This is a genomic window from Enterobacter cloacae complex sp. GF14B (assembly GCF_004136805.1).
Lineage (GTDB): Bacteria > Pseudomonadota > Gammaproteobacteria > Enterobacterales > Enterobacteriaceae > Enterobacter > Enterobacter hormaechei_C.
Genome location: NZ_QFRV01000035.1, coordinates 1 through 21,649, shown reverse-complemented (window position 1 = coordinate 21,649; position 21,649 = coordinate 1). Strand labels below are relative to the sequence as shown.

General features: G+C 53.1%; 20 protein-coding genes, 1 tRNA gene and 2 pseudogenes. 15 read left to right on the top strand and 8 right to left on the bottom strand.

Going from position 1 to position 21,649, the window contains the following annotated elements; genetic code table 11:
- Positions 1 to 42 precede the first annotated feature (42 nt).
- From gpt to crl, 3 genes are all read left to right on the top strand, one after another.
- Positions 43 to 501 carry a xanthine phosphoribosyltransferase gene (gene gpt, locus DD606_RS13150; RefSeq protein WP_003863205.1) on the top strand — a complete coding sequence of 153 codons (459 nt, stop codon included), beginning with the start codon at positions 43 to 45 and terminating at the stop codon, positions 499 to 501.
- Positions 502 to 605: 104 nt separating this feature from the next.
- On the top strand, positions 606 to 1,850 hold the full coding sequence (frsA, locus tag DD606_RS13145; RefSeq protein WP_023295967.1) for an esterase FrsA: 1,245 nt from the start codon (positions 606 to 608) through the stop codon (positions 1,848 to 1,850).
- A 56-nt stretch (positions 1,851 to 1,906) separates the two neighbouring features.
- Entirely contained in the window at positions 1,907 to 2,308 is a 402-nt protein-coding gene (crl, locus tag DD606_RS13140; protein WP_003863201.1) for a sigma factor-binding protein Crl, read from the top strand.
- A gap of 132 nt (positions 2,309 to 2,440) precedes the next feature.
- Here the strand turns inward: crl and phoE are convergent, their stop codons facing one another.
- Positions 2,441 to 3,493 (bottom strand): phosphoporin PhoE, encoded by a 1,053-nt coding sequence (phoE, locus tag DD606_RS13135; protein ID WP_003863199.1) that lies wholly within the window; start codon positions 3,491 to 3,493, stop codon positions 2,441 to 2,443.
- Positions 3,494 to 3,798: 305 nt separating this feature from the next.
- Here phoE and proB point away from each other — a divergent pair, with 305 nt between their 5' ends.
- The 6 genes and pseudogenes from proB (at position 3,799) to DD606_RS13105 (ending at position 8,088) form a co-directional block, all read left to right on the top strand.
- Positions 3,799 to 4,902 carry a glutamate 5-kinase gene (gene proB, locus DD606_RS13130; protein WP_032652660.1) on the top strand — a complete coding sequence of 368 codons (1,104 nt, stop codon included), beginning with the start codon at positions 3,799 to 3,801 and terminating at the stop codon, positions 4,900 to 4,902.
- 11 nt (positions 4,903 to 4,913) lie between these two features.
- On the top strand, positions 4,914 to 6,167 hold the full coding sequence (gene proA / locus DD606_RS13125; protein ID WP_023315480.1) for a glutamate-5-semialdehyde dehydrogenase: 1,254 nt from the start codon (positions 4,914 to 4,916) through the stop codon (positions 6,165 to 6,167).
- A 111-nt stretch (positions 6,168 to 6,278) separates the two neighbouring features.
- A tRNA-Thr gene (locus DD606_RS13120) sits at positions 6,279 to 6,354 on the top strand.
- 568 nt (positions 6,355 to 6,922) lie between these two features.
- Positions 6,923 to 7,081, top strand: a complete 159-nt coding sequence (locus DD606_RS25950; RefSeq protein WP_023315491.1) for a hypothetical protein — start codon at positions 6,923 to 6,925, stop codon at positions 7,079 to 7,081.
- A 105-nt stretch (positions 7,082 to 7,186) separates the two neighbouring features.
- Positions 7,187 to 7,729, top strand: a pseudogene (locus tag DD606_RS13110) (type IV secretion protein Rhs).
- Between the two features lie 2 nt (positions 7,730 to 7,731).
- Positions 7,732 to 8,088, top strand: a complete 357-nt coding sequence (locus DD606_RS13105) for a putative T6SS immunity periplasmic lipoprotein (RefSeq protein ID WP_032608610.1) — start codon at positions 7,732 to 7,734, stop codon at positions 8,086 to 8,088.
- 22 nt (positions 8,089 to 8,110) lie between these two features.
- Here DD606_RS13105 and yecR read toward each other — a convergent pair whose 3' ends face one another.
- Positions 8,111 to 8,302 carry a YecR family lipoprotein gene (gene yecR / locus DD606_RS13100; RefSeq protein ID WP_071785715.1) on the bottom strand — a complete coding sequence of 64 codons (192 nt, stop codon included), beginning with the start codon at positions 8,300 to 8,302 and terminating at the stop codon, positions 8,111 to 8,113.
- Between yecR and DD606_RS13095 the strand changes: the two are divergent.
- Positions 8,295 to 9,494: pseudogene (locus DD606_RS13095) on the top strand (IS3 family transposase). The gene yecR and the pseudogene DD606_RS13095 sit on opposite strands and share 8 nt — an antisense overlap.
- A gap of 106 nt (positions 9,495 to 9,600) precedes the next feature.
- Here DD606_RS13095 and DD606_RS13090 read toward each other — a convergent pair.
- The 6 genes from DD606_RS13090 to DD606_RS13065 form a co-directional block, all read right to left on the bottom strand.
- Positions 9,601 to 10,347 carry a cyclopropane-fatty-acyl-phospholipid synthase family protein gene (locus DD606_RS13090; RefSeq protein ID WP_032608613.1) on the bottom strand — a complete coding sequence of 249 codons (747 nt, stop codon included), beginning with the start codon at positions 10,345 to 10,347 and terminating at the stop codon, positions 9,601 to 9,603.
- Positions 10,348 to 10,357: 10 nt separating this feature from the next.
- On the bottom strand, positions 10,358 to 10,615 hold the full coding sequence (locus DD606_RS13085) for a YjhX family toxin (protein ID WP_003863178.1): 258 nt from the start codon (positions 10,613 to 10,615) through the stop codon (positions 10,358 to 10,360).
- A 259-nt stretch (positions 10,616 to 10,874) separates the two neighbouring features.
- The gene (locus DD606_RS13080; RefSeq protein ID WP_058659178.1) at positions 10,875 to 12,812 is read right to left on the bottom strand and encodes a bifunctional diguanylate cyclase/phosphodiesterase; all 1,938 of its coding nucleotides are present in this window, start codon (positions 12,810 to 12,812) and stop codon (positions 10,875 to 10,877) included.
- 17 nt (positions 12,813 to 12,829) lie between these two features.
- On the bottom strand, positions 12,830 to 13,324 hold the full coding sequence (locus DD606_RS13075; protein WP_023324209.1) for a molybdopterin-dependent oxidoreductase: 495 nt from the start codon (positions 13,322 to 13,324) through the stop codon (positions 12,830 to 12,832).
- A 393-nt stretch (positions 13,325 to 13,717) separates the two neighbouring features.
- On the bottom strand, positions 13,718 to 15,502 hold the full coding sequence (locus DD606_RS13070) for a diguanylate cyclase (protein ID WP_059294403.1): 1,785 nt from the start codon (positions 15,500 to 15,502) through the stop codon (positions 13,718 to 13,720).
- A 114-nt stretch (positions 15,503 to 15,616) separates the two neighbouring features.
- Positions 15,617 to 16,726 (bottom strand): AI-2E family transporter, encoded by a 1,110-nt coding sequence (locus DD606_RS13065; RefSeq protein ID WP_003863175.1) that lies wholly within the window; start codon positions 16,724 to 16,726, stop codon positions 15,617 to 15,619.
- A 157-nt stretch (positions 16,727 to 16,883) separates the two neighbouring features.
- On the opposite strand from DD606_RS13065, the gene mmuP reads away from it, so the two are divergent.
- The 5 genes from mmuP to DD606_RS13040 form a co-directional block, all read left to right on the top strand.
- Positions 16,884 to 18,284, top strand: coding sequence for an S-methylmethionine permease (gene mmuP / locus DD606_RS13060; protein WP_017383140.1), 1,401 nt, complete (start codon positions 16,884 to 16,886; stop codon positions 18,282 to 18,284).
- Entirely contained in the window at positions 18,271 to 19,203 is a 933-nt protein-coding gene (mmuM, locus tag DD606_RS13055; protein ID WP_048241325.1) for a homocysteine S-methyltransferase, read from the top strand. The genes mmuP and mmuM overlap by 14 nt, the downstream gene beginning before the upstream one ends.
- Positions 19,204 to 19,376: 173 nt before the next feature.
- Positions 19,377 to 20,339 carry a taurine ABC transporter substrate-binding protein gene (gene tauA / locus DD606_RS13050; protein ID WP_129258749.1) on the top strand — a complete coding sequence of 321 codons (963 nt, stop codon included), beginning with the start codon at positions 19,377 to 19,379 and terminating at the stop codon, positions 20,337 to 20,339.
- A 10-nt stretch (positions 20,340 to 20,349) separates the two neighbouring features.
- On the top strand, positions 20,350 to 21,117 hold the full coding sequence (gene tauB / locus DD606_RS13045; protein WP_003863171.1) for a taurine ABC transporter ATP-binding subunit: 768 nt from the start codon (positions 20,350 to 20,352) through the stop codon (positions 21,115 to 21,117).
- On the top strand, positions 21,114 to 21,649 hold a 536-nt coding region (locus DD606_RS13040; protein WP_129258747.1), incomplete at its 3' end, for an ABC transporter permease subunit. The genes tauB and DD606_RS13040, both read left to right, overlap by 4 nt.

Here is a 21,649-nt window from a genome sequence, read left to right as displayed (position 1 = left end):
CATTTTTTTTAAGCCGTATATAAACAGGCTGGGACACTTCACATGAGCGAAAAATACGTCGTCACCTGGGACATGTTGCAGATTCACGCACGCAAACTGGCTGCGCGTCTGATGCCTTCCGAACAGTGGAAAGGCATTATTGCCGTCAGCCGTGGCGGTCTGGTACCGGGGGCGCTGCTGGCACGTGAGCTGGGTATTCGTCATGTCGATACCGTATGTATCTCCAGCTACGATCACGACAACCAGCGCGAACTGAAAGTGCTGAAACGCGCGGAAGGCGACGGTGAAGGCTTTATCGTTATCGACGATCTGGTGGATACCGGCGGTACTGCGGTGGCTATCCGCGAAATGTATCCAAAAGCGCACTTCGTCACTATCTTCGCGAAACCAGCGGGTCGCCCACTGGTTGATGATTACGTCATTGATATCCCGCAGGATACCTGGATTGAACAGCCATGGGATATGGGCGTGGTCTTCGTACCGCCTATCTCTGGCCGTTAATTTCAGTACGTAACTTTACACGCCCGGTTATGCCGGGCGTTGTTCTTTTTACCCTGCCACGCGTTACAATGGTCTTCATATGACGTATCCATGGAGGCAACGCAATGACGCAGGCGAATCTCACCGAAACTCTCTTCAAACCCCGTTTCAAGCACCCTGAAACGTCGACGCTGGTGCGTCGGTTTAATCCAGGGACAATGCCTGCCGTTCAGTCAGCGTTAGACGGTAAAAACGTGCCCCACTGGTATCGAATGATTAACCGCCTGATGTGGATCTGGCGCGGCATCGATCCGCGTGAAATCCTCGACGTGCAGGCGCGTATCGTGATGAGCGAGTCCGAGCGTACCGACAGCGATCTCTACGATACGGTGGTGGGCTACCGTGGTGGAAACTGGATCTACGAATGGTCAAAGCAGGCCATGCTCTGGCAGCAAAAAGCGAGCCAGGAAGAAGATGCCACTCTCAGCGGCAAGCACTGGCTGCATGCGGCAAACCTTTACAGCATCGCTGCATATCCGCATCTTAAAGGCGACGAACTGGCAGAGCAGGCGCAGGCGCTGGCAAACCGGGCTTATGAAGAGGCTGCTCAGCGGTTGCCTGGCCGGATGCGTGAAATTGAGTTCGCCATTCCCGGCGGCAGCCCGGTGACCGGATTCCTGCATATGCCGGAGGGGGAAGGGCCGTTCCCGACGGTTCTGATGTGCGGTGGACTGGACTCGTTACAAATTGACTATTACAGCCTGTATGAGCGCTACTTTGCCCCAAACGGAATCGCCATGCTGACGCTTGATATGCCTTCCATTGGTTTTTCATCCAAATGGAAACTTACGCAAGACTCCAGCCTGCTGCACCAGCATGCATTAAAAGCGCTGGAGAATATCCCCTGGGTTGATCACACCCGGGTTGGCGCGTTTGGCTTCCGCTTCGGCGCTAACGTCGCGGTACGGCTTGCCTACCTTGAATCTTCACGCCTGAAGGCCGTCGCCTGTCTTGGTCCGGTGGTGCATGCTCTGTTAAGCGATCCTGCGCGTCAGGGTAGCGTTCCTGAGATGTATCTGGACGTACTGGCGAGCCGACTTGGCATGCATGATGCTTCAGACGAAGCGTTGCGCATTGAACTTAATCGTTATTCATTAAAAACGCAGGGCTTACTCGGCCGCCGCTGCCCAACCCCGATGATGTCCGGTTTCTGGAAGAACGATCCGTTTAGCCCGGAAGAGGAGTCACGCTTAATCACGTCGTCATCTTCTGATGGTAAATTGCTGGAGGTGCCCTTCAGCCCGGTGTACCAGAATTTTGACAAAGCGCTGAAAGAGATCACACGCTGGATCACGCAGAGATTGTGTTAATAGTTTGCTAAATTTCGTTGGTTTGGTAAAACAGTGCTTCACAAAAGGAGATCGCAATGACGTTACCGAGTGGACACCCGAAAAGTAGACTGATTAAGAAGTTCATGGCTCTTGGCCCGTATATTCGAGAAGAGCAGTGTGAAGAGAATCGCTTTTTTTTCGACTGCCTGGCTGTTTGCGTCAACGTGAAGCCTGCACCCGAAAAACGTGAGTTCTGGGGCTGGTGGATGGAAATGGAAGCACAGGAAAACCGTTTTACCTATACCTATCAGTTTGGCCTGTTTAATAAAGACGGGCACTGGCAGGCGACGAGCATCAAAGATCAGGAAGTGATCGATCGCCTGGAGCATACGCTAAAAGAATTTCACGGCAGAGCTCGCGACCTGCTGGCAACATTGGATCTGAAGCTGGAGCCTGCGGACGATTTTTCCAGCGAAGCGGTGAAACTGAGAGCCTGATGATGTCCCAGCGCCGGGTGGCGGCTACGCCTTACCCGGTCTGAAAAATGTACTATCCCGTACGCCCGGTAAGCACAGCGTCACCGGGCACAAAAAAACCGGCTCAGCGCCGGTTTTTTTATTACCACAACATCAGAACTGGTAGGTCATGCCCAGCGCAACGATATCATCGCTGCTTACGCCCAGTTTATTATCGTCATCAATCTGGTTGATTTTATAATCAACAAACGCAGACATATTTTTGTTGAAATAATATGTCGCACCTACGTCGATGTATTTCACGATATCTTCATCGCCGATACCTTCGATATCTTTGCCTTTAGACTGCACGTAACCCAGAGATGGACGCAGACCAAAGTCAAACTGATATTGCGCGACCACTTCGAAGTTTTGCGCTTTATTTGCAAAGCCACCGGAAATAGGGGCCATATTGCGGGTTTCGGAATAGATAGTGGCCAGATAAATATCATTGGCATCATATTTCAAACCGGTTGCCCAGCCTTCTGCTTTTTTACCTTCGCCGCGTGCCTGAAGGTTTTGCTCGTTGGTGCGGTCGGAGCTGGCATACGCACCAATCACAGAAAAATCGCTGCCGCCGAAGTCATAGCTCAGTGAGGTACCGAAGCCGTCACCGTTTTGCTTCTTCACGTCGCGGTTTTCATTTTTGCCCTGGTATTGCAGGGTCATATTCAGGCCGTCAACCAGGCCAAAGAAATCGGTATTACGGTATGTGGCCAGACCGGAGGCGCGTTTCGTCATGAAGTTATCGGTCTGTGCCAGGCCGTCACCGCCAAACTCCGGGAACATATCGGTGTATGCGGCGACGTCATACAGCGCGCCCAGGTTACGGCCATAATCCAGTGAGCCGAAGTCTTTCAGTTTCAGCCCGGCAAATGCCAGACGTGTTTTTTGAGAAGAGTCGCTTTCAGCTTTGTTACCCGCGAACTCAGCTTCCCAACGTCCGTAGCCCGTCAGCTGATCGTTAATCTGCGTTTCACCCTTAAAGCCGAAACGAACATAAGTCTGGTCACCATCCTTAGCGTCATCATCACTGATGTAGTGCATTGCTTTTACTTTGCCGTACACGTCCAGTTTATTCCCGTTTTTATTATAAACTTCTGCTGCCTGAACAGATGCGGAAGCAACTACGCCCATTACCACTAATGCCAGAGTGCTCTTTTTCATTTTCAATCCTGATTTTATAAAAACGCGCTAATATTCGCTGAGTAATAAGATTCGGCTTATTACCCCGTGAAAAACAGGAAGGGTTTTATCGTTCGTGGGTGAAAGTTTTATGACAAAGTAAGAATATGTCTAAAAAAGTATGTTTTAATTTTTCGGTAATAAAATTGTCAAAATGTGCCGCTACGCTTCCTGATCCCGCGCAACAAAGTGACGGGTCATGCGCTAAGGCAGTTGGCAACGGGGCTGACACCTGTTAAAACGTCTGACTGACATCATTTTCCCTTATTGTTGAACGGCAGAGAATCATGAGTGACAGCCAGACGCTGGTGGTAAAACTCGGTACCAGTGTGTTAACAGGCGGATCGCGCCGCCTGAATCGTGCCCATATCGTTGAGCTTGTACGTCAGTGCGCTCAGTTGCATGCCGCAGGGCATCGTATTGTAATTGTGACATCCGGGGCGATTGCCGCCGGGCGTGAACACCTGGGCTACCCCGAACTCCCCGCGACGATCGCTTCCAAACAGCTGCTGGCCGCCGTGGGACAAAGCCGACTCATACAGCTCTGGGAACAACTGTTCTCCATCTACGGCATTCACGTCGGGCAGATGCTGCTGACGCGTGCGGATATGGAAGACAGAGAACGTTTCCTGAATGCCCGCGATACGCTGCGTGCGCTGCTGGATAATCATATCGTTCCGGTCATTAACGAAAACGACGCTGTTGCCACCGCTGAAATCAAAGTGGGCGACAACGATAACCTCTCTGCGCTGGCGGCGATCCTGGCAGGGGCTGATAAGCTGCTGCTTCTGACCGATCAGCAGGGGCTGTTTACCGCTGATCCGCGCTCTAATCCACAGGCTGAACTGATCAAAGACGTTCACGGCATTGACGATGCGCTGCGCGCCATCGCGGGTGACAGCGTTTCTGGTCTGGGGACCGGCGGTATGGGCACCAAGCTCCAGGCCGCGGACGTGGCGTGCCGGGCCGGCATCGACACCATCATCGCCGCAGGCAGCCGTCCGGGCGTGATAGGTGATGTGATGGAAGGCATCTCTGTAGGCACTCGCTTCCACGCCCAGGCGTCCCCGCTGGAAAACCGCAAACGCTGGATCTTTGGCGCGCCCCCGGCTGGCGAACTGACCGTGGATGAAGGCGCGACCGCCGCTATTCTGGAAAGAGGAAGCTCGTTACTTCCAAAAGGAATTAAAAGCGTGACAGGCAACTTCTCGCGTGGTGAAGTGATCCGAATCCGTAACATTGAAGGTCGCGACATCGCTCATGGCGTAAGTCGTTATAACAGCGACGCGCTGCGTCGGATTGCTGGTCACCATTCCCAGCAGATCGACGCCATCCTGGGCTATGAATATGGCCCGGTTGCCGTGCATCGTGACGACATGATTATTCGTTAAGGAGCCAGAACATGCTGGAACAAATGGGCGCAGCCGCGAAAGCCGCCTCTTATAAACTGGCGCTCCTTTCCAGCCGCGAGAAAAATCGCGTGCTGGAAAAAATCGCTGATTATCTGGAATCTCAGTCGCAGGAAATTTTGCTCGCCAACGAGCAGGATCTGCTGGAAGCGCGTCGCAACGGCTTGAGTGAAGCGATGCTCGATCGTCTGGCGCTGACCCCGGCGCGTCTGAAAGGTATTGCCGACGACGTCCGTCAGGTGTGCAACCTCGCCGACCCGGTAGGGCAGGTGATTGACGGTGGGGTGCTCGACAGCGGGTTACGCCTTGAACGTCGTCGCGTGCCGCTTGGCGTCATTGGGGTGATTTACGAAGCGCGTCCAAACGTGACGGTGGATGTCGCCTCCCTGTGCCTGAAGACCGGTAACGCCGCGATCCTGCGTGGCGGGAAAGAGACCTGGCGCACCAACGCCGCGACGGTAAACGTCATCCAGCAGGCGCTGGAGGAGTGTGGTTTACCGGCGGGTGCCGTGCAGGCGATTGAAAGCCCCGACCGTGCTCTGGTTAACGAGATGCTGCGCATGGACAAATACATCGACATGCTCATCCCACGCGGCGGTGCGGGCCTGCACAAGCTGTGCCGCGAGCAATCTACCATTCCGGTGATCACCGGTGGTATTGGCGTATGCCATATCGTGGTGGATGACACCGCGGAGGTAGAACCTGCGCTGAAGATTATCGTCAACGCTAAAACCCAGCGTCCAAGCACCTGTAATACGGTAGAAACGCTGCTGGTGCATCAGGGCATCGCCAGTACCTTCCTGCCAGCGCTGAGCAAGCAGATGGCGGAAAGTGGCGTCACGCTGCATGCGGACGAGAAGGCTTTCGCCCTGCTGAAAGACGGTCCGGCGAAGGTCGTTCCGGTTAACGCGGAGCAGTACGACGATGAGTATTTGTCGCTGGATCTGAACGTGAAGGTAGTTGCGGATCTCGATGACGCTATTGCGCACATTCGTGAACACGGAACCCAGCATTCTGACGCGATCCTGACGCGCACCCTGCGCAATGCCGATCGGTTTGTGAATGAAGTGGATTCGTCTGCGGTTTACGTCAATGCCTCGACGCGCTTTACCGATGGCGGCCAGTTTGGTCTGGGCGCGGAGGTGGCGGTGAGCACACAGAAGCTGCACGCCCGTGGTCCGATGGGGCTGGAAGCACTGACCACCTACAAGTGGATCGGCTTTGGTGATGATACCATTCGTGCGTAAATAATCGCGGGTGATGCAAAAATAGCCGTTTGATTCAAAAGGGCATTGACGCATCACCCGGTTAGATCTACTCTTTTGCCCCGTGGTTACGCTCGTAACCGGCCTTTCAGGGCCGATATAGCTCAGTTGGTAGAGCAGCGCATTCGTAATGCGAAGGTCGTAGGTTCGACTCCTATTATCGGCACCATCTAAGAAAATCAATCACTTATCGTCAAAAGCCTAAAGGATTGTATCTTTCATTATCATCCTTGATAACACTTGGTAAACGCCTTTGCGTTGTATCGGCTCAAGGATTGTACAACGTACTGGCGGGTAGTTACCAGGCTCAAGCCCGAACAGCATTAGAAATTTTGCCATCCCTTGAAGCTGAAAGAGTTGCCGGACTCTCTAAACACATCACTTGAACCATTAGCGATACGTTCCGCGCTTCGTGCGGCGCTCAATGATGCTACACCTTGTGAAAGGTCACAGAGAATAAACAGGCGTAATGTTGGGAAGACTAACCTGATCGGGAAAGAATCCGGCTCTGCCACGGTTTCGATCACCGGAGTATAACGATCACCTGATAAGAGAACGTGCTAAGGCTTTATCCTCCCTGCGAAGGGATTACACCCTGCGGTAGCGCTATGCGCCGCCTTTTCTTATGTGCCCAACACGGCACGTAATGATCATCTATTATCTGCACCATTGTAACTTTCGTTGTACTGTCTCTCTACTGTACGTTGAACGCTGGCAGATTCAGCGGAGGGGATACCATGTCAAAAGCCACGAATACAGCAGCCACTAAGCGCAACAACCGTAAGATTCACGCCCGTAAATTCCTGGCAACACCAGAGGGGAAAGCCTGGCTTGCTAAGAAGCAGGAAGAGCGAGAGGAAATCAAGTTGGCGCGAGCGGCTAACAACATGTTTTAAACTACCGAACACGCCGCTAATTGGCTTCTATTGTCCAAAATCTGTTAGTTGCGCATTTCCTGCTCTCTGGATACCCTGATATAAATCATACAAGGAGGACAGTTTATGAGCGCACAGGCAGAGGAAGGAACATTACGCCGGATGACCTTAGGCGAGATTGCAATGGCTCGCAGAGTGTTCGGTGATTCGATAGTGTATAGCCGTGTCTGGATTCATTGCGACAGCTATTTACCGTTCGGCCTCTAGAAACAGAACTACGCGATGACTCCCAACGGGGAGTTGTGGTACAGAAAACAGATGTACAGGGAAGACTTTTCCGCAAACTCAGTTTTCGTTGAAGATAAATATGTTTTCATCCATGAATTGGGGCATGTGTGGCAACACCAGCACGGGCAATGGGTGAGAATGCGGGGTGCGTTTAGCTGGGCTGCTGAATATACCTACAGGCTGGATAAAGAAAAGCTCACTGATTACTCTCTTGAGCAGCAAGCCTCTATTTTAGCTGATTACTGGTTACTGCTGGTTTATGGGATCAGTAAGTGGTCTTACTATCAGAGACCAGGGCGCATGGGGATGTACAGGGGCGTAGACAAATTGCAGGATGTCCCTTCGCTTTACCAGAAAATCGTAACAGGGAAGGGGCGTTAAACATGAAAAACAAAATGTTGCTGGGTGTTGTATTCCTCTTAACGGGATGCCCTGGGCCTGGTGATCGAATGGTAGATCGTGAATCTACAACGGCATTTATCAAAGATAATCAAGTTTGTGTGGTGTCACCACTGGAGCCACAGGAACGGATCACTGCTATCCAAATCAACAGTGATAATAGCGACTCTCTTCACAATATTTTTGATGACAAGCCTGTTTATGTACCGAAGGGTGAGTGTCTTCCTGTATTCGGATTTAAGTTTACACCTGGAGAGCGGTATAACTTCGCGTATGACGTCCAATCTGCTAAATCAGGGGCGTATTTAGTCACTGCTGAATTTTCTTATCCCAAAGAATAAGGGGGCATTCTGCCCCCAAATCTTATTTCTTCAAGTCACCAGTACATTGATATTCCATTGTGACCATTGTTTCCATACATCCGCTTGAGGATGGTTGAGAACAAACAGAAGTTGAACCACCGAAAGGCTCAGCACCAGAATAGCCCCATGCAGCGCAACGCTGTGTGAAGTGGTTTACTGAATTTGGCCACCTGAACAGAGGTGATATGCTCATCTCAGAACAATACAGGTGTCCCAATGAAAAAAGAAATTTCAGCGCAGAGTTTAAACGCGAATCCGCTCAACTGGTCCTTGATCAGAACTACACCGTTGCAGCTGCGGCCAGTGCTATGGACGTGGGGCTTTCTACCATGACGCGATGGGTAAAGCAGTTACGGGATGAACGACAGGGTAAAATACCTAAAGCCTCCCCTATAACCCCGGAACAGATTGAAATACGTGAGCTAAAGAAAAAGCTACAACGCATTGAAATGGAAAACGACATATTAAAAAAGGCTACCGCGCTTTTGATGTCAGACTCCCTGAACAGTTCTCGTTAATCGAAAAACTCAGAGCGCAGTATCCTGTGGTCACACTCTGCCAGGTGTTCGGGGGTTCAACGCAGCAGCTACAAATACTGGGTGAAAAGCCCCGAAAAGCCAGACGGCAAGCGGGCTATATTACGTAGCCAGGTTCTGGAGCTGCATAACATTAGCCATGGCTCTGCTGGCGCGAGGAGTATCGCCATTATGGCAACCCTGAGAGGTTTCAGAATGGGACGCTGGCTTGCCGGCAGACTCATGAAAGAACTGGGACTGGTTAGTTGTCAGCAACCCACCCACCGGTATAAACGTGGTGGCCATGAACACATTGCTATCCCAAACCACCTTGAGCGACAGTTCGCAGTGACAGAGCCTAATCAGGTGTGGTGCGGCGATGTGACGTATATCTGGACAGGCAGGCGCTGGGCTTACCTCGCCATTGTTCTCGATTTGTTCGCCAGGAAACCGGTAGGCTGGGCAATGTCATTCTCACCGGACAGCAAGCTAACCATCAAAGCGCTGGAAATGGCGTGGGAAACCCGAGGTAAACCAGCGGGAGTGATGTTCCCCAGTGACCAGGGTAGCCACTACACAAGCAGGCAGATCCGGCAGTTATTGTGGCGTTACCGGATCAGGCAAAGTATGAGCCGACGCGGAAACTGCTGGGATAACAGCCCGATGGAACGCTTCTTCAGAAGTCTGAAAAACGAGTGGGTGCCAGTGACAGGCTATATAAACTTTAGCGAAGCAGCTCATGCGATCACAGACTATATCGTCGGGTATTACAGGTCGGTAAGGCCGCATGACTATAACGGTGGGTTACCCCCAAACGAATCGGAAAACCGATACTGGAAAAACTCTAAAGCCGTGGCCAGTTTTGGTTGACCACTTCAAACAACTCAACCCATCTATGCTGCACTTTCTGGCTGAATGCTTAACCCTGTCTGTTGAACTGCGGCATAACCCTAAAGGCTATACCGCCAGCGTTATGTTATCGCGCCATTAACGCAAACACTCCCCAGCCAAAGTACTCCCGCGTGTACGTCACATGACGTTCAGGCGCTATCGTCAGCTCCGCCCGAACCTCCTGCGCGAAGTCATCGTCTGGGTTTTCCTCCAGCCAGCGCCGCATGGTCATCCATTTTGCGGCTTCGTACCTGTCCCAGCCTTCCTGGTCAGCCAGCACCATTTCAACCAGGTCATAGCCCTGTTGATCGAAAGACGCAACCAGACCGGGCAGAGTGAGAAAGTCTGCAATCGACGAGATGCCGCAGGCCTGAGCTATCTCTGCCGTCGCGGGTACCTGACGCCAGTACGGTTCGCCGATGAGCATTATTCTCCCAGGCTTGAGGCTTTTTGCCAGCAGATCCATCGTCCCGGCTACGCCCCCCGCAATCCAGGTTGCGCCAACGCAGGCCGCCACGTCACATTTTTCATTCGCGACGTAGCCGGCCGCGTCGTTATGAATGAAATGGACGCGTTCGCTGACGCCGAGTTCCTCTGCGCGCCGCGTGGCCTGCGCGGTGAAGAGCGGGCTCATATCGATACCGATACCGGTAATGGCGTGATCCCTAGCCCAGGTACAAAGCATCTCTCCCGAGCCGCTGCCGAGATCGAGAATGCGAGTGCCTGGCTTCATGCGTAACACGCGGCCCAGCGTCGCGTACTTCTCTGGTGTAAAGGGGTTATGAATGCGGTGTTCGCTTTCGCTAACAGTAAAAATACGTGGGATATCCATCATCCTCTCCTTAACGATTATCAGGCTGAGCGCGAACGTTGTTCAGCCCGGTGGTGTTAATGCGGTAGGGCTGACCGTTAACGGATTTGATCAGCTTTTTGGTTTTGAGCTTTTTGAAAACGGCGAGCGTGCAGTCAGCCAGCAGTAGCCCTTCGCGGCTATAGCATTCAACGGCGGTGACGCGGCCGGAGGTATCGCGGACGTGCACAATACGGCCACCTTTGGCGAGAACGTGTAAGGTACGTTGTTCCTGACGGGATAAATTCATACTGGAAAACCTGTTTAATCATCATGTGCAAAACGTGCAAACACACAGCGGTGTCCGCATACGATTTCGGCGCATTGATAATCAGTCCGGCCTGGAAAGGTCGGGAAGCTGATTATCGGATGATTACATTCTCCAGCATCAAAGCCTCGGTTTGAGTTGATAGGTATTTACGGGGTGAATGATAACACCTGGTTATTGTCAGTGAATACCCAGGGGTGAAAAATGTGATCCCGGTTGGTATCGGGCTGAGGAGAGGGGATCATTCCTGGCCGCTCTTAATTTTGCTGTCGACCTGAGGCTGTGGTTTGCTGAAAAGATATCCCTGCACAAGCTCGCAACCCAGAGCCTGAAGCCGCTCAAGCTGCTCTTCGGTCTCAACGCCCTCAGCTATGACGCCCATATTAAGGCTTTTAGCCATACCGGTAATCAGCTTCACAATATTAAGCGCATCTTCCTGCGTAGATATCGGATTGACAAAAGATTTATCGATCTTGATTTTATCAAAATTCAGTTCGCTGAGTCTGGAGAGCGACGAATAGCCCGTGCCAAAATCATCAATGGAGATTCTTACGCCCAGTGCGCGGAGTTTTTTCAGAATCGCAATGGGGTTATTTCTGTCACTGAAGAGGGATGACTCCGTGACCTCTAACTCAAGACGGTTAGCCGGGAGCCCGGTTTCAGCCAGAACGGACTGCACCGTATTAATAAATGATTTGCTGCCCAATTGAACAGGCGAGACGTTGACGGAGATCCTGGCCGGAACAGTCCAGGAGACCGCTTCCCTACAGGCCAGTTTAAGTACGGTTTTACCTATCTCGTTGATCATGCCTGTTTTTTCAGCGGCGAAAATAAAGCTATCTGGGGAGAGCACTCCCTTTACAGGATGCATCCAGCGAATCAGCGCTTCATAGCCGTAAATTTCCTTGCTGACGGAATTCACAATAGGCTGGTAATAAACAACAAATTCATCATTCTCTATTGCTCTTGCCATATCATTTTCAAGGGTTCTGCTTTCCTGCAACTTCTGTAGCATTCGCTGGCGGAAGACTTTGATTTGCTGAGAACCTTCTTTCTTGGCTTCATAGAGCGCCAGATCGGCAAATTTATAAAGGTAATCTGAACGTCGTTCGTTATCCGATAAAACAATACCTACACAGGTGGCTATTTTTATGAGTTGATTATTGATTGTATAGGGCTTGCTGATGCTATCACTGATTTCTCGCGCGCGTGAGACGGCTGCGGTTTCGGTTAAGCCACTGGAGAGAAACGCAAATTCGTCGCCGCCCAAACGATAAAATGTCTCTGAAAAGCGGCCCAAAGCATTAAGGCGCGTGGATACCTCACGTAACAGTAAATCCCCGGTATCATGACCGTAGGTATCATTCACCTCTTTGAACCGGTCTAAATCGAATAACATCACCGTGACCGAAATATGTTTTTTCTCAGCCTGTAGATTAAGTTTATTGAGATCATCCCAAAAGAAAAGACGGTTTTTCATGCCGGTAAGGGAGTCATGATAAACATCGTATTCCAGTTTTGTATTCTGGATTTGCAGGGTTTCTTTGGATAGCTGAAGTTCTTCAGCCAGCGTTTTCACCTGCATATGGGCTTTCAGGATATTTTTATTTTGATAGATAATCAAAAAGCCCAGTATGAAGCTTAAAATAACCAGCAACAGCGAAAGTGCCGAATAAATATAATACAGAACCTGTATTTTAAGGTTGGTTTCATTGATTGTATTAACATCTTTTGTTAAAGCCGTGGATGAAAGCTGGCTTAGCGGGGCATCCAGTGAATGCATATTTTTCAGATAGAGCTTTAACTCTGAACGGCTCATTTTCTCAAGATGACCATCCAGATAGTTCAGTATATTTTCCAGGCGTAAGGCGAGCGCCTGATGCGCTTTTTCGCTGTTTATATAACGACCCAGGCCGCCCTCTTTCAATAAATCATTCTGGCTCAGCATGATTTCCAGGCGCATGCGAACCTGGTCTACCGTAACGTCATCAGTCTCGGTTGCGTACAGTCCAATCCATGATTCAAATCGGTAATATTCAGATACCAGTTGGGCTACAGACCAGGACTCAGTGTAGTGAGTCAATTTTTGCAACTCTTGCTGACGATCGTAAACAAGAAATGCTATATATCCCGTAGTGATAAAAAGAGAAAAAATGATACCAACCAGTATCCTGTTCATTATGTTCTCCTGAACTACTATTCAATCTTCATTTTGCTGACCTGCCATGCCGATCGCGAGTAATAAATCTGATTATTGAGTTCAGGAAGACTGTCATAAGGGTAGACGATGAATGACGGACCTTTATCGCGGATGCGCATATATTCGCCATTGACCTTTAAAGCCAGGATGGCGTTGTATTTCTGGAAGTCGCTGAGAGGGATGACGGTAGTGTAATCATTGAGTGCAATCACATTCAGGACAGAACCCTTTGCACCCACATACTCCATGAGTTTGCGCATCGGTATACCCTCAAACTTCGTGCGGCCATTATACCAGGGAGAGGTCGTCTGGAAACTCACCATGCCCAGTTTTTCAAGGCTGGCAATATCAAAAACGGCATTTCCATTTTCGTTCGTATTTTCTATATTACCGCTAATGGTTAAGATGGGTTTGCCCACAGGCTTTGGCAGTTCGCCAGCCCAGCTTAAACTTTGTACCAAAAAGCAGCACAGCATTAGGATTATTCGCATATTGGCCTCCTCTTTTTAACAGAAGTATAAGAATTATAAGTTATTTATCCTATAAGTTTGTCTATTTTGTTGAACGCCACGCCTTTTTGCAAACGCTACTTGATTAAAATCATTAAAATCATAAAAATCAAAATGATAGCTGTATTTTTCCCCGTGATTGCAGACCGCTGGCTGAAGCTTACGTTTTTTAAAACATAAAAACTTAGTGTAATAAACCACCCGAGTTTAAAAAATGATCGCTTTGATTTATTGATATATTTACGCACCCCCATTTTTTTATCAATGGTGGCATCGTTAAGATGAATTTATTTGTACAAAGAATGATAACGCACCCTCAATGTGAGGGAATAAGAGAGTGCGCGTACCTCTGACGTCGTTGGCACTGAGTTTCGCTTAACCCGCCTCCAGCATACTGAAACTGACGATCCGCGAGCGCCCCAGCTCTTTCGCCCGGTAGAGCGCCACGTCTGCCGCGCGCAGCAGGTCGTCGCTTTGGGCGTGCTGCGGGTAACTGGCGATCCCGATCGACACATCTACCGGGCCAATCTCAGCAAGCCCATAACGTAGCGACAGCGTATGGACGCCGTTATAAATCTCCGTTGCGCAGGCGTGAGCCGCGTCCTCATCCGCACCCGTAAGTAGCACCAGAAACTCTTCACCACCAAAGCGGAAGGCCAGGCCGGCATCGTGCACGGCACGCTGAACAATTGTCGCCACGCTCTTAATCACATGATCGCCAGCCTCATGGCCGAAGCGATCGTTAATGCTTTTAAAGTGATCGATGTCGATCATCATGCAGCTCACCGGTTCATCATTGCGCATCGCCTGAGCTATCTGAGTGCGCAGGGTATCTTCAAGGTGGTGGCGGTTACGCAAGCCGGTGAGCGGGTCGAATAGCGCTTTTTCCAGCAGGGCATCGCGCAGACGCTGGTTGGCCAGCGCCAGACCCAGGGCTTCCGCCATTAATTCGAGATAGGCGCGGGACGGTGCCGTTTCAGGCGTGATGTTCTGAAACGACAGCAAACCAATGGCTTCCCCCTGCGCAATGAGCGGCACGCAGAATGAACTGTCTTTTTGTGATTCAGGCAGATGCTGGCAACCGATATCCGGCTCGCCGTTGACCGGTGGGTGGCTCTGACCACGGCGTATGGCCCAGCATTGATCGGGGTGGAAAGCATTTTTTTCTCCCTGGGGAGATAACCATTCCGCCGCACAGCGCATCTCCCACGGGTTTCGATCCAGAATATACAGACGCCCGGCGACACCCGGCGCAATGTTGGGAGCAAACAGCTCTGCCACCTCAATCACGTCGCTAACGTTCTCGCAGCCCTGCAAGCGCTGGGTCATTCGCGCGAGCAGCTCGCGGATGGCCCAGTCTGCGTCGCGTTCTTTTTCAAGCCGCTGCCTTGCCAGCCCGTTCTCGCGGAAAATGCGAATGGCCTGCGCCATATCGCCTATCTCATCGACCTGGTTGAAATTTGGCGTTTCGACGGCGTAATCCTGTGAGGCCAGCCGGTGAACCACATCACTGAGGCGCACCACCGGGCGCAGCACGCGGTGCTTGAGAATAAAACCCATCACGAATAAGAAGAGCAGGGCGGTCAGACCGACCATCATTTCAGAGGCGGTACGCAGGGTTTTTGACGTGTTGGTCGCTGCCTGGACATCGGCGATAATGCGCTTATCCAGAAGCACACGAAAATGGTCAATCTTGCTTTGGGCGCGTTCCATTTCAAGTTCGTAGATTTTGCCGAAGAGTAACGCAATGGCCTGTTGTTCCTCACCCCGGGCGACGCTGGCAATTGCTGCCTGCTGTTCATCCTGTAGGTCATCGACAATCTTCAGCCCTTCGTACAGCAGCGCCAGCTCTTCGCCCGTTGCGCCCGTATCTTTTAACTGGCCCAGCTTGCGCTCGATATTCTTCAGTTCGCCTTCTTTCGCCTGGTACGTTTTCAGCACATCGGGCTCTTTTTTGATGGCGTAAAGGCGCGCTAAGTCGGAGAGCATCCAGGTTTCTGCTTCAATCTCTTCCGTAAGCTGGTCAAAAATTTGTCGTTGCTTAACAGCCTGACGTTCTACGTTGTCGGCATGGGAAGCCATCAGCATGACGATACCGGAGGCAATGGTCAGGCACACCGTGACACCATAAGCCCAGTTTGTGATCGTGGCGATTCGCACCTGTTGGATCCTTCTACGACAAATGTGGAAGAGCGTTCATTAAAGATTATAGAAAACCCCTGATTTATCGCGAAAAAAAAGGCGGCACCGGGCCGCCTGTCAAAACGCGTTTAGTTATAGGTCCGGAGGATTTTTTCCTTCTTCGATAAAATCTGCGTCCAGCTCCTCGGCGTTGCCTGCGTGGTCGCGGCCGGAGAAGAGGTTCCAGCAGGCGATAAACAGGGCGGCAATCAGCGGCCCAATCACAAAGCCGTTAATGCCGTACAGCTCCATACCGCCGAGCGTGGTGATCAGTATCAGGTAGTCCGGCATTTTGGTGTCTTTGCCCACCAGCAGCGGACGTAAAAGGTTGTCCACCAGCCCGACGATAATGACAAAGAAGCCCACAATGAACAGACCCTGCCACAGCTGGTGAGTGGCAAACAGGAAGATGGCGGCGGGAACCCAGACGATAGCCGAGCCGACGGCGGGCACCAGGGAGAGGAACGCCATCAGCGCTCCCCACAGTACGCTACCGTCAATACCGACGATGGCAAAGGCGATACCGCCAAGCGTACCCTGAACCACCGCCACGACCGCCGTACCTTTTACCGTAGCTCGCGAGACGCCGACAAACTTCGCGAACAGGTGCTGTTTGACGAAGTCAGACAGCGGCAGCGAGTCGAGGATCTGGCGCACCAGATAGGGCCCGTCTTTGAGCAGGAAAAACAGCAGGTACAGCATAATGCCGAAGCTAATAGCAAAGCCGAACGTCCCTTTACCAATCAGGAACGCGCTACCCGCCAGATACTGTCCGCCCTGTAACGCGACATCGGAAAGCTTTTTCTGGATCTGCGCGGCGTTGGTCAGGTTGTGATCCGCCAGGAAGCCGCTGGCCCAGTCCGGCAGGCGGTTGAAGATACCGGCGATGACTTCCGGGAACTGCGTGTTGTTCTGTTGCAGCTTGGTGTAAACCATGTTCAGTTCCACCGCGAGCGAGGAAAGGATCACCATCAACGGAATAAACACGATCAGGCAGATAATGCCGAGTGTGAGGAGGGAAGCCAGCCCGTTGCGATCGCCCAGCGCGGTACGCAGTTTGTTTTTCACCGGGTTGAAAATGATGGTCAGGATCGCGGCCCACAGAATCGCCGAGAAATAGGGTGACAGCACGTCAAAGAAAGCCCAGGTTACAAGGGCCAGGATGAGAATAAAGAAACCTTTGGTCAGTCCGTTAAATCGCATAGTGAGTCCTGGTGAAGAAGAAACTGTGTCGACTATAGAACTGATTTAAGGATTTACCAATAATTGCGCCGAAGTCGTGCCGGGTGGCTTTTTGTTAACAATCGCGGTATAACACCCTTCTTTGGATGTTTAGATGTCCATACGTTTAGAAGGTAATATGCAAACAGAACAACAAAACGGGCAGCTTAAGCGCACCATGAAAACCCGCCACCTGATTATGCTCTCGCTGGGTGGCGTTATCGGCACAGGGTTATTCTTCAATACCGGATACATCATTTCGACAACTGGCGCGGCGGGCACGCTGCTGGCGTATCTTATCGGTGCGCTGGTGGTCTGGCTGGTTATGCAGTGTCTGGGCGAGCTCTCCGTGGCGATGCCGGAAACCGGGGCGTTCCACGTCTACGCCGCTCGTTATCTCGGCCCGGCGACAGGGTATACCGTGGCGTGGCTGTACTGGCTTACGTGGACAGTGGCGCTGGGATCGAGCTTTACCGCAGCCGGGTTCTGTATGCAGTACTGGTTCCCGCAGGTTCCCGTCTGGACGTGGTGCGTCGTCTTTTGCGTGGTGATTTTTGCTCTTAATGTGATTTCCACGCGTTTCTTCGCCGAAGGGGAATTCTGGTTCTCGCTGGTGAAAGTCATCACCATCATCGCCTTCATTATTCTCGGCGGAGCGGCGATCTTCGGTTTTATCCCGATGCAGGATGGTTCACCGGCGCCGGGCTTGAGCAACATTACTGCCGAAGGCTGGTTCCCGCACGGCGGTCTGCCGATCCTGATGACCATGGTGGCGGTCAACTTTGCCTTCTCAGGTACAGAGCTTATCGGCATCGCGGCAGGGGAAACGGAAAACCCACACAAGGTTATTCCGGTTGCTATTCGCACCACCATCGCCCGGCTCATCATCTTCTTTATTGGCACCGTGTTTGTGCTGGCGGCGCTGATCCCCATGCAGCAGGCTGGCGTGGAGAAAAGTCCGTTTGTGCTGGTGTTTGAAAAGGTCGGCATTCCGTATGCGGCGGATATCTTTAACTTCGTGATCCTGACGGCGATCCTCTCGGCGGCGAACTCGGGCCTGTACGCCTCTGGCCGTATGCTGTGGTCTCTGTCTAACGAGAAAACGCTGCCGCGCTGCTTTGCCCGCGTCAACAAAAACGGCGTGCCGCTGACGGCGCTCTCCGTTTCCATGCTGGGCGGCGTGCTGGCGCTGTTCTCCAGCGTGGTCGCGCCGGATACGGTGTTTGTGGCGCTGTCAGCCATTTCCGGTTTTGCGGTGGTGGCAGTGTGGATCAGCATCTGCGCGTCGCACTTTGTGTTTCGTCGCCGTCACGTGCAGTCCGGGCAACCGCTTTCGGCGTTGCAGTATCGCGCGCCATGGTATCCGCTGGTGCCCGTGCTTGGCTTTATCCTCTGCCTGGTGGCCTGCGTCGGCCTGTGGTTTGACCCCAGCCAGCGTATTGCCCTTTATTGCGGGCTTCCGTTTGTCGCCCTGTGTTATGGTGCGTACTACCTGACCCGAAACCTGACCACGCAGGAGCCTGAACATGTCGCAGAATAATCCGCTTACCGCCCTCCTTGAAAACCAGCCGTTTGTCGTGCTGGATGGGGCAATGGCAACGGAGCTGGAAGCGCGCGGTTGTAACCTTGCCGACAGCCTCTGGTCGGCTAAAGTGCTGATGGAAAACCCGGAGCTGATCCGTGACGTACACCTCGACTACTACCGCGCGGGGGCACAGGTGGCGATCACCGCCAGCTATCAGGCGACACCCGCGGGCTTTGCCGCTCGCGGGCTGGACGAGTCGCAATCCCGGGCGTTGATTGGCAAAAGCGTAGAGCTGGCACGCAAAGCGCGGGAAGTGTACCTGGCTGAGAACGCAAATGCAGGCACGCTGCTGGTGGCGGGATCTGTGGGCCCTTACGGCGCGTATCTGGCCGATGGTTCCGAGTATCGCGGCGATTACGTGCGTAGCGCTGAAGAATTCACCGCCTTCCACCGCCCGCGTGTAGAGGCGCTATTGGATGCGGGCGCGGATTTGCTGGCCTGTGAAACGCTGCCTTCGTTCACTGAGATTAAGGCGCTGGCGGCGTTGCTGACGGCGTATCCCCGCGCCCGGGCATGGTTCTCATTTACCCTGCGTGACAGCGAGCACCTGAGTGACGGAACGCCGCTGCGGGATGTCGTTTCTGCGCTGGAAAACTACCCGCAGGTTGTCGCGCTGGGGATCAACTGTATCGCGCTGGAAAACACCACCTCGGCGCTGACGCATCTGCACAGCCTGACATCGCTGCCGCTGGTGGTCTATCCGAACTCCGGCGAGCATTATGATGCGGTGAGCAAAACCTGGCATCACCACGGTGAAGCGTGCGAGACGCTGGCGGGGTATTTACCGCAGTGGCTGGCGGCTGGCGCTAAATTAATCGGGGGATGTTGCCGGACCACGCCGAAAGATATTGCTGCGCTGACGGTTCAGCGCTGAGGTCTTTGCCGGGTGGCGGCTGCGCCTTACCCGGCGAAACAACCGCACAAAATTCACTATCCTTTCCCGCTTTTTTTCTAAAAACGAATCGTCATTAGCGATTCTTTTTTATTCCTTTATCAAAATTCTCGCGCCGGAAATACTGCTCTCATAACAACAAGGGAGCAGACATTATGGCAATTTCATCGCGGATCACACTTCTCGGCGCACTGGCGCTGTGGGCATTTCAGGCGCAGGCGGTGGACGTCACCGTCGCGTATCAGACTTCCGCTGAGCCGGCGAAAGTCGCGCAGGCGGATAACACCTTCGCCAAAGCGAGCGGGGCGAACGTCGACTGGCGCAAGTTCGACAGCGGCGCCAGCGTGGTACGCGCCCTGGCCTCCGGCGATGTGCAGATCGGTAATATTGGCTCCAGCCCGCTGGCGGTGGCCGCCAGCCAGCAGGTGCCGATTGAAGTTTTCCTGCTGGCGTCGCAGCTCGGAAATTCCGAAGCGCTGGTGGTGAAGAAAAGCATCACGAAACCCGAAGATTTGATCGGCAAACGCATCGCGGTGCCGTTTATCTCCACCACGCATTACAGCCTGCTGGCAGCGCTGAAACACTGGGGCATTAAGCCCGGCCAGGTGCAGATCATCAACCTGCAACCTCCGGCCATTATTGCCGCCTGGCAGCGTGGCGACATCGACGGAGCATACGTCTGGGCGCCCGCCGTCAACGAACTGGAAAAAGAGGGCACCGTGCTGACCGACTCCGAAAAAGTGGGGCAGTGGGGCGCGCCAACCCTTGATGTCTGGGTGGTACGTAAGGACTTTGCCGAGAAACACCCTGAAGTGGTGAAAGCCTTCGCCAAAAGCGCCATCGACGCACAGCAGCCATACATCAGCAACCCGGATGAATGGCTGAAACAGCCCACCAACCTGGAGAAACTCTCACGTCTGAGCGGCGTGCCGGAAGCTGACGTGCCGGGGCTGGTAAAAGGCAACACCTATCTGACGCCTGCTCAGCAGGTCCAGCAGCTGAACGGGCCGGTAAGCAAAGCGATTGTTGACACTGCGACGTTCCTGAAAGAGCAGGGCAAAGTGCCTGCGGTGGCGGCGGATTACAGCCAGTTCGTGACCGATCGCTTTGTGAAATAAGGGGGCTGCAATGCTGAACATTACAAACCTGTCTGCCGATTACGGCGGCAAACCCGCCCTGGAAGCGATCAACCTGACGCTGGACAGCGGTGAACTGCTGGTGGTGCTGGGACCGTCCGGCTGCGGGAAAACGACGCTGCTGAACCTGATCGCCGGGTTTGTACCGTATCAGCACGGCTCGATCCAACTGGAAGGGAAACGGGTCACGGGGCCGGGCGCAGAGCGCGGCGTGGTTTTCCAGAACGAAGGGTTACTCCCGTGGCGAAACGTTCAGGAAAACGTTGCGTTTGGTCTGCAACTGGCCGGTGTAGCACGTGAACAGCGCCTGAATACGGCGCGCGATATGCTGAAAAAGGTCGGGCTGGAGGGGGCTGAAAAACGCTTTATCTGGCAGCTTTCAGGCGGGCAGCGTCAGCGCGTCGGGATCGCCCGTGCGCTGGCGGCTAACCCACAGCTGCTGTTGCTGGACGAACCTTTCGGGGCGCTGGATGCCTTCACCCGCGAGCAGATGCAAACCCTGCTGCTGCGCCTGTGGCACGAAACCGGCAAGCAGGTGCTGTTAATCACCCACGATATCGAAGAGGCCGTGTTTATGGCGACGGAGCTGGTGCTGCTCTCACCGGGGCCGGGACGCGTGCTGGAGCGCCTGCCGCTTGAGTTTGCCCGGCGCTATGTGGCGGGAGAGCCAGTACGCAGCATCAAATCCGATCCGCTGTTTATTGAACAGCGTGAATACGTCTTAAGCCGCGTGTTTGAGCAACGGGAGGCGTTCTCATGAGCATTGTTTTCAGTGAAAAAACGCGGCGGACGCGCCTTGCCTTACGCTGGCCGTTCTCTCGCCAGATCACTTTAAGCGTCAGCACGCTGGTGGTGTTGCTGGCGGTATGGTGGGCGGTTGCCGCGCAGCAGTGGGTAAGCCCGCTGTTTCTGCCCCCGCCAGGCCAGGTTCTGGAAAAACTGATTACTATCGCCGGGCCGCAGGGCTTTATGGATGCCACTCTCTGGCAGCATTTAGGCGCCAGTCTGACGCGTATTCTGGTGGCGCTGCTGGCGGCGGTCATTATTGGCGTTCCGGTGGGGATCGCGATGGGACTGAGCCCGACGGTACGCGGCATTCTCGACCCGCTGATAGAGCTTTACCGTCCCGTCCCGCCGCTGGCTTACTTGCCCCTGATGGTGATCTGGTTTGGCATCGGGGAGACGTCAAAGATCTTACTGATATACCTGGCGATTTTTGCGCCGGTCGCGATGTCGGCCCTGGCTGGCGTAAAGAGTGCGCAGCAGGTACGCATACGTGCGGCGCAGTCGCT

What these genes read in the sequence shown, in the direction of transcription:
- tauB (WP_003863171.1), top strand. Translation starts at nt 20,350, where the DNA reads ATGCTGAACATTACAAACCTGTCTGCCGATTACGGCGGCAAACCCGCC.
- mmuP (WP_017383140.1), top strand. Translation starts at nt 16,884, where the DNA reads ATGCAAACAGAACAACAAAACGGGCAGCTTAAGCGCACCATGAAAACC.
- mmuM (WP_048241325.1), top strand. Translation starts at nt 18,271, where the DNA reads ATGTCGCAGAATAATCCGCTTACCGCCCTCCTTGAAAACCAGCCGTTT.
- proB (WP_032652660.1), top strand. Translation starts at nt 3,799, where the DNA reads ATGAGTGACAGCCAGACGCTGGTGGTAAAACTCGGTACCAGTGTGTTA.
- tauA (WP_129258749.1), top strand. Translation starts at nt 19,377, where the DNA reads ATGGCAATTTCATCGCGGATCACACTTCTCGGCGCACTGGCGCTGTGG.
- DD606_RS13085 (WP_003863178.1), bottom strand. Translation starts at nt 10,615, where the DNA reads ATGAATTTATCCCGTCAGGAACAACGTACCTTACACGTTCTCGCCAAA.
- DD606_RS13065 (WP_003863175.1), bottom strand. Translation starts at nt 16,726, where the DNA reads ATGCGATTTAACGGACTGACCAAAGGTTTCTTTATTCTCATCCTGGCC.
- DD606_RS13075 (WP_023324209.1), bottom strand. Translation starts at nt 13,324, where the DNA reads ATGCGAATAATCCTAATGCTGTGCTGCTTTTTGGTACAAAGTTTAAGC.
- crl (WP_003863201.1), top strand. Translation starts at nt 1,907, where the DNA reads ATGACGTTACCGAGTGGACACCCGAAAAGTAGACTGATTAAGAAGTTC.
- DD606_RS13105 (WP_032608610.1), top strand. Translation starts at nt 7,732, where the DNA reads ATGAAAAACAAAATGTTGCTGGGTGTTGTATTCCTCTTAACGGGATGC.
- DD606_RS25950 (WP_023315491.1), top strand. Translation starts at nt 6,923, where the DNA reads ATGTCAAAAGCCACGAATACAGCAGCCACTAAGCGCAACAACCGTAAG.
- gpt (WP_003863205.1), top strand. Translation starts at nt 43, where the DNA reads ATGAGCGAAAAATACGTCGTCACCTGGGACATGTTGCAGATTCACGCA.
- DD606_RS13080 (WP_058659178.1), bottom strand. Translation starts at nt 12,812, where the DNA reads ATGAACAGGATACTGGTTGGTATCATTTTTTCTCTTTTTATCACTACG.
- yecR (WP_071785715.1), bottom strand. Translation starts at nt 8,302, where the DNA reads ATGAGCATATCACCTCTGTTCAGGTGGCCAAATTCAGTAAACCACTTC.
- frsA (WP_023295967.1), top strand. Translation starts at nt 606, where the DNA reads ATGACGCAGGCGAATCTCACCGAAACTCTCTTCAAACCCCGTTTCAAG.
- proA (WP_023315480.1), top strand. Translation starts at nt 4,914, where the DNA reads ATGCTGGAACAAATGGGCGCAGCCGCGAAAGCCGCCTCTTATAAACTG.
- DD606_RS13090 (WP_032608613.1), bottom strand. Translation starts at nt 10,347, where the DNA reads ATGGATATCCCACGTATTTTTACTGTTAGCGAAAGCGAACACCGCATT.
- phoE (WP_003863199.1), bottom strand. Translation starts at nt 3,493, where the DNA reads ATGAAAAAGAGCACTCTGGCATTAGTGGTAATGGGCGTAGTTGCTTCC.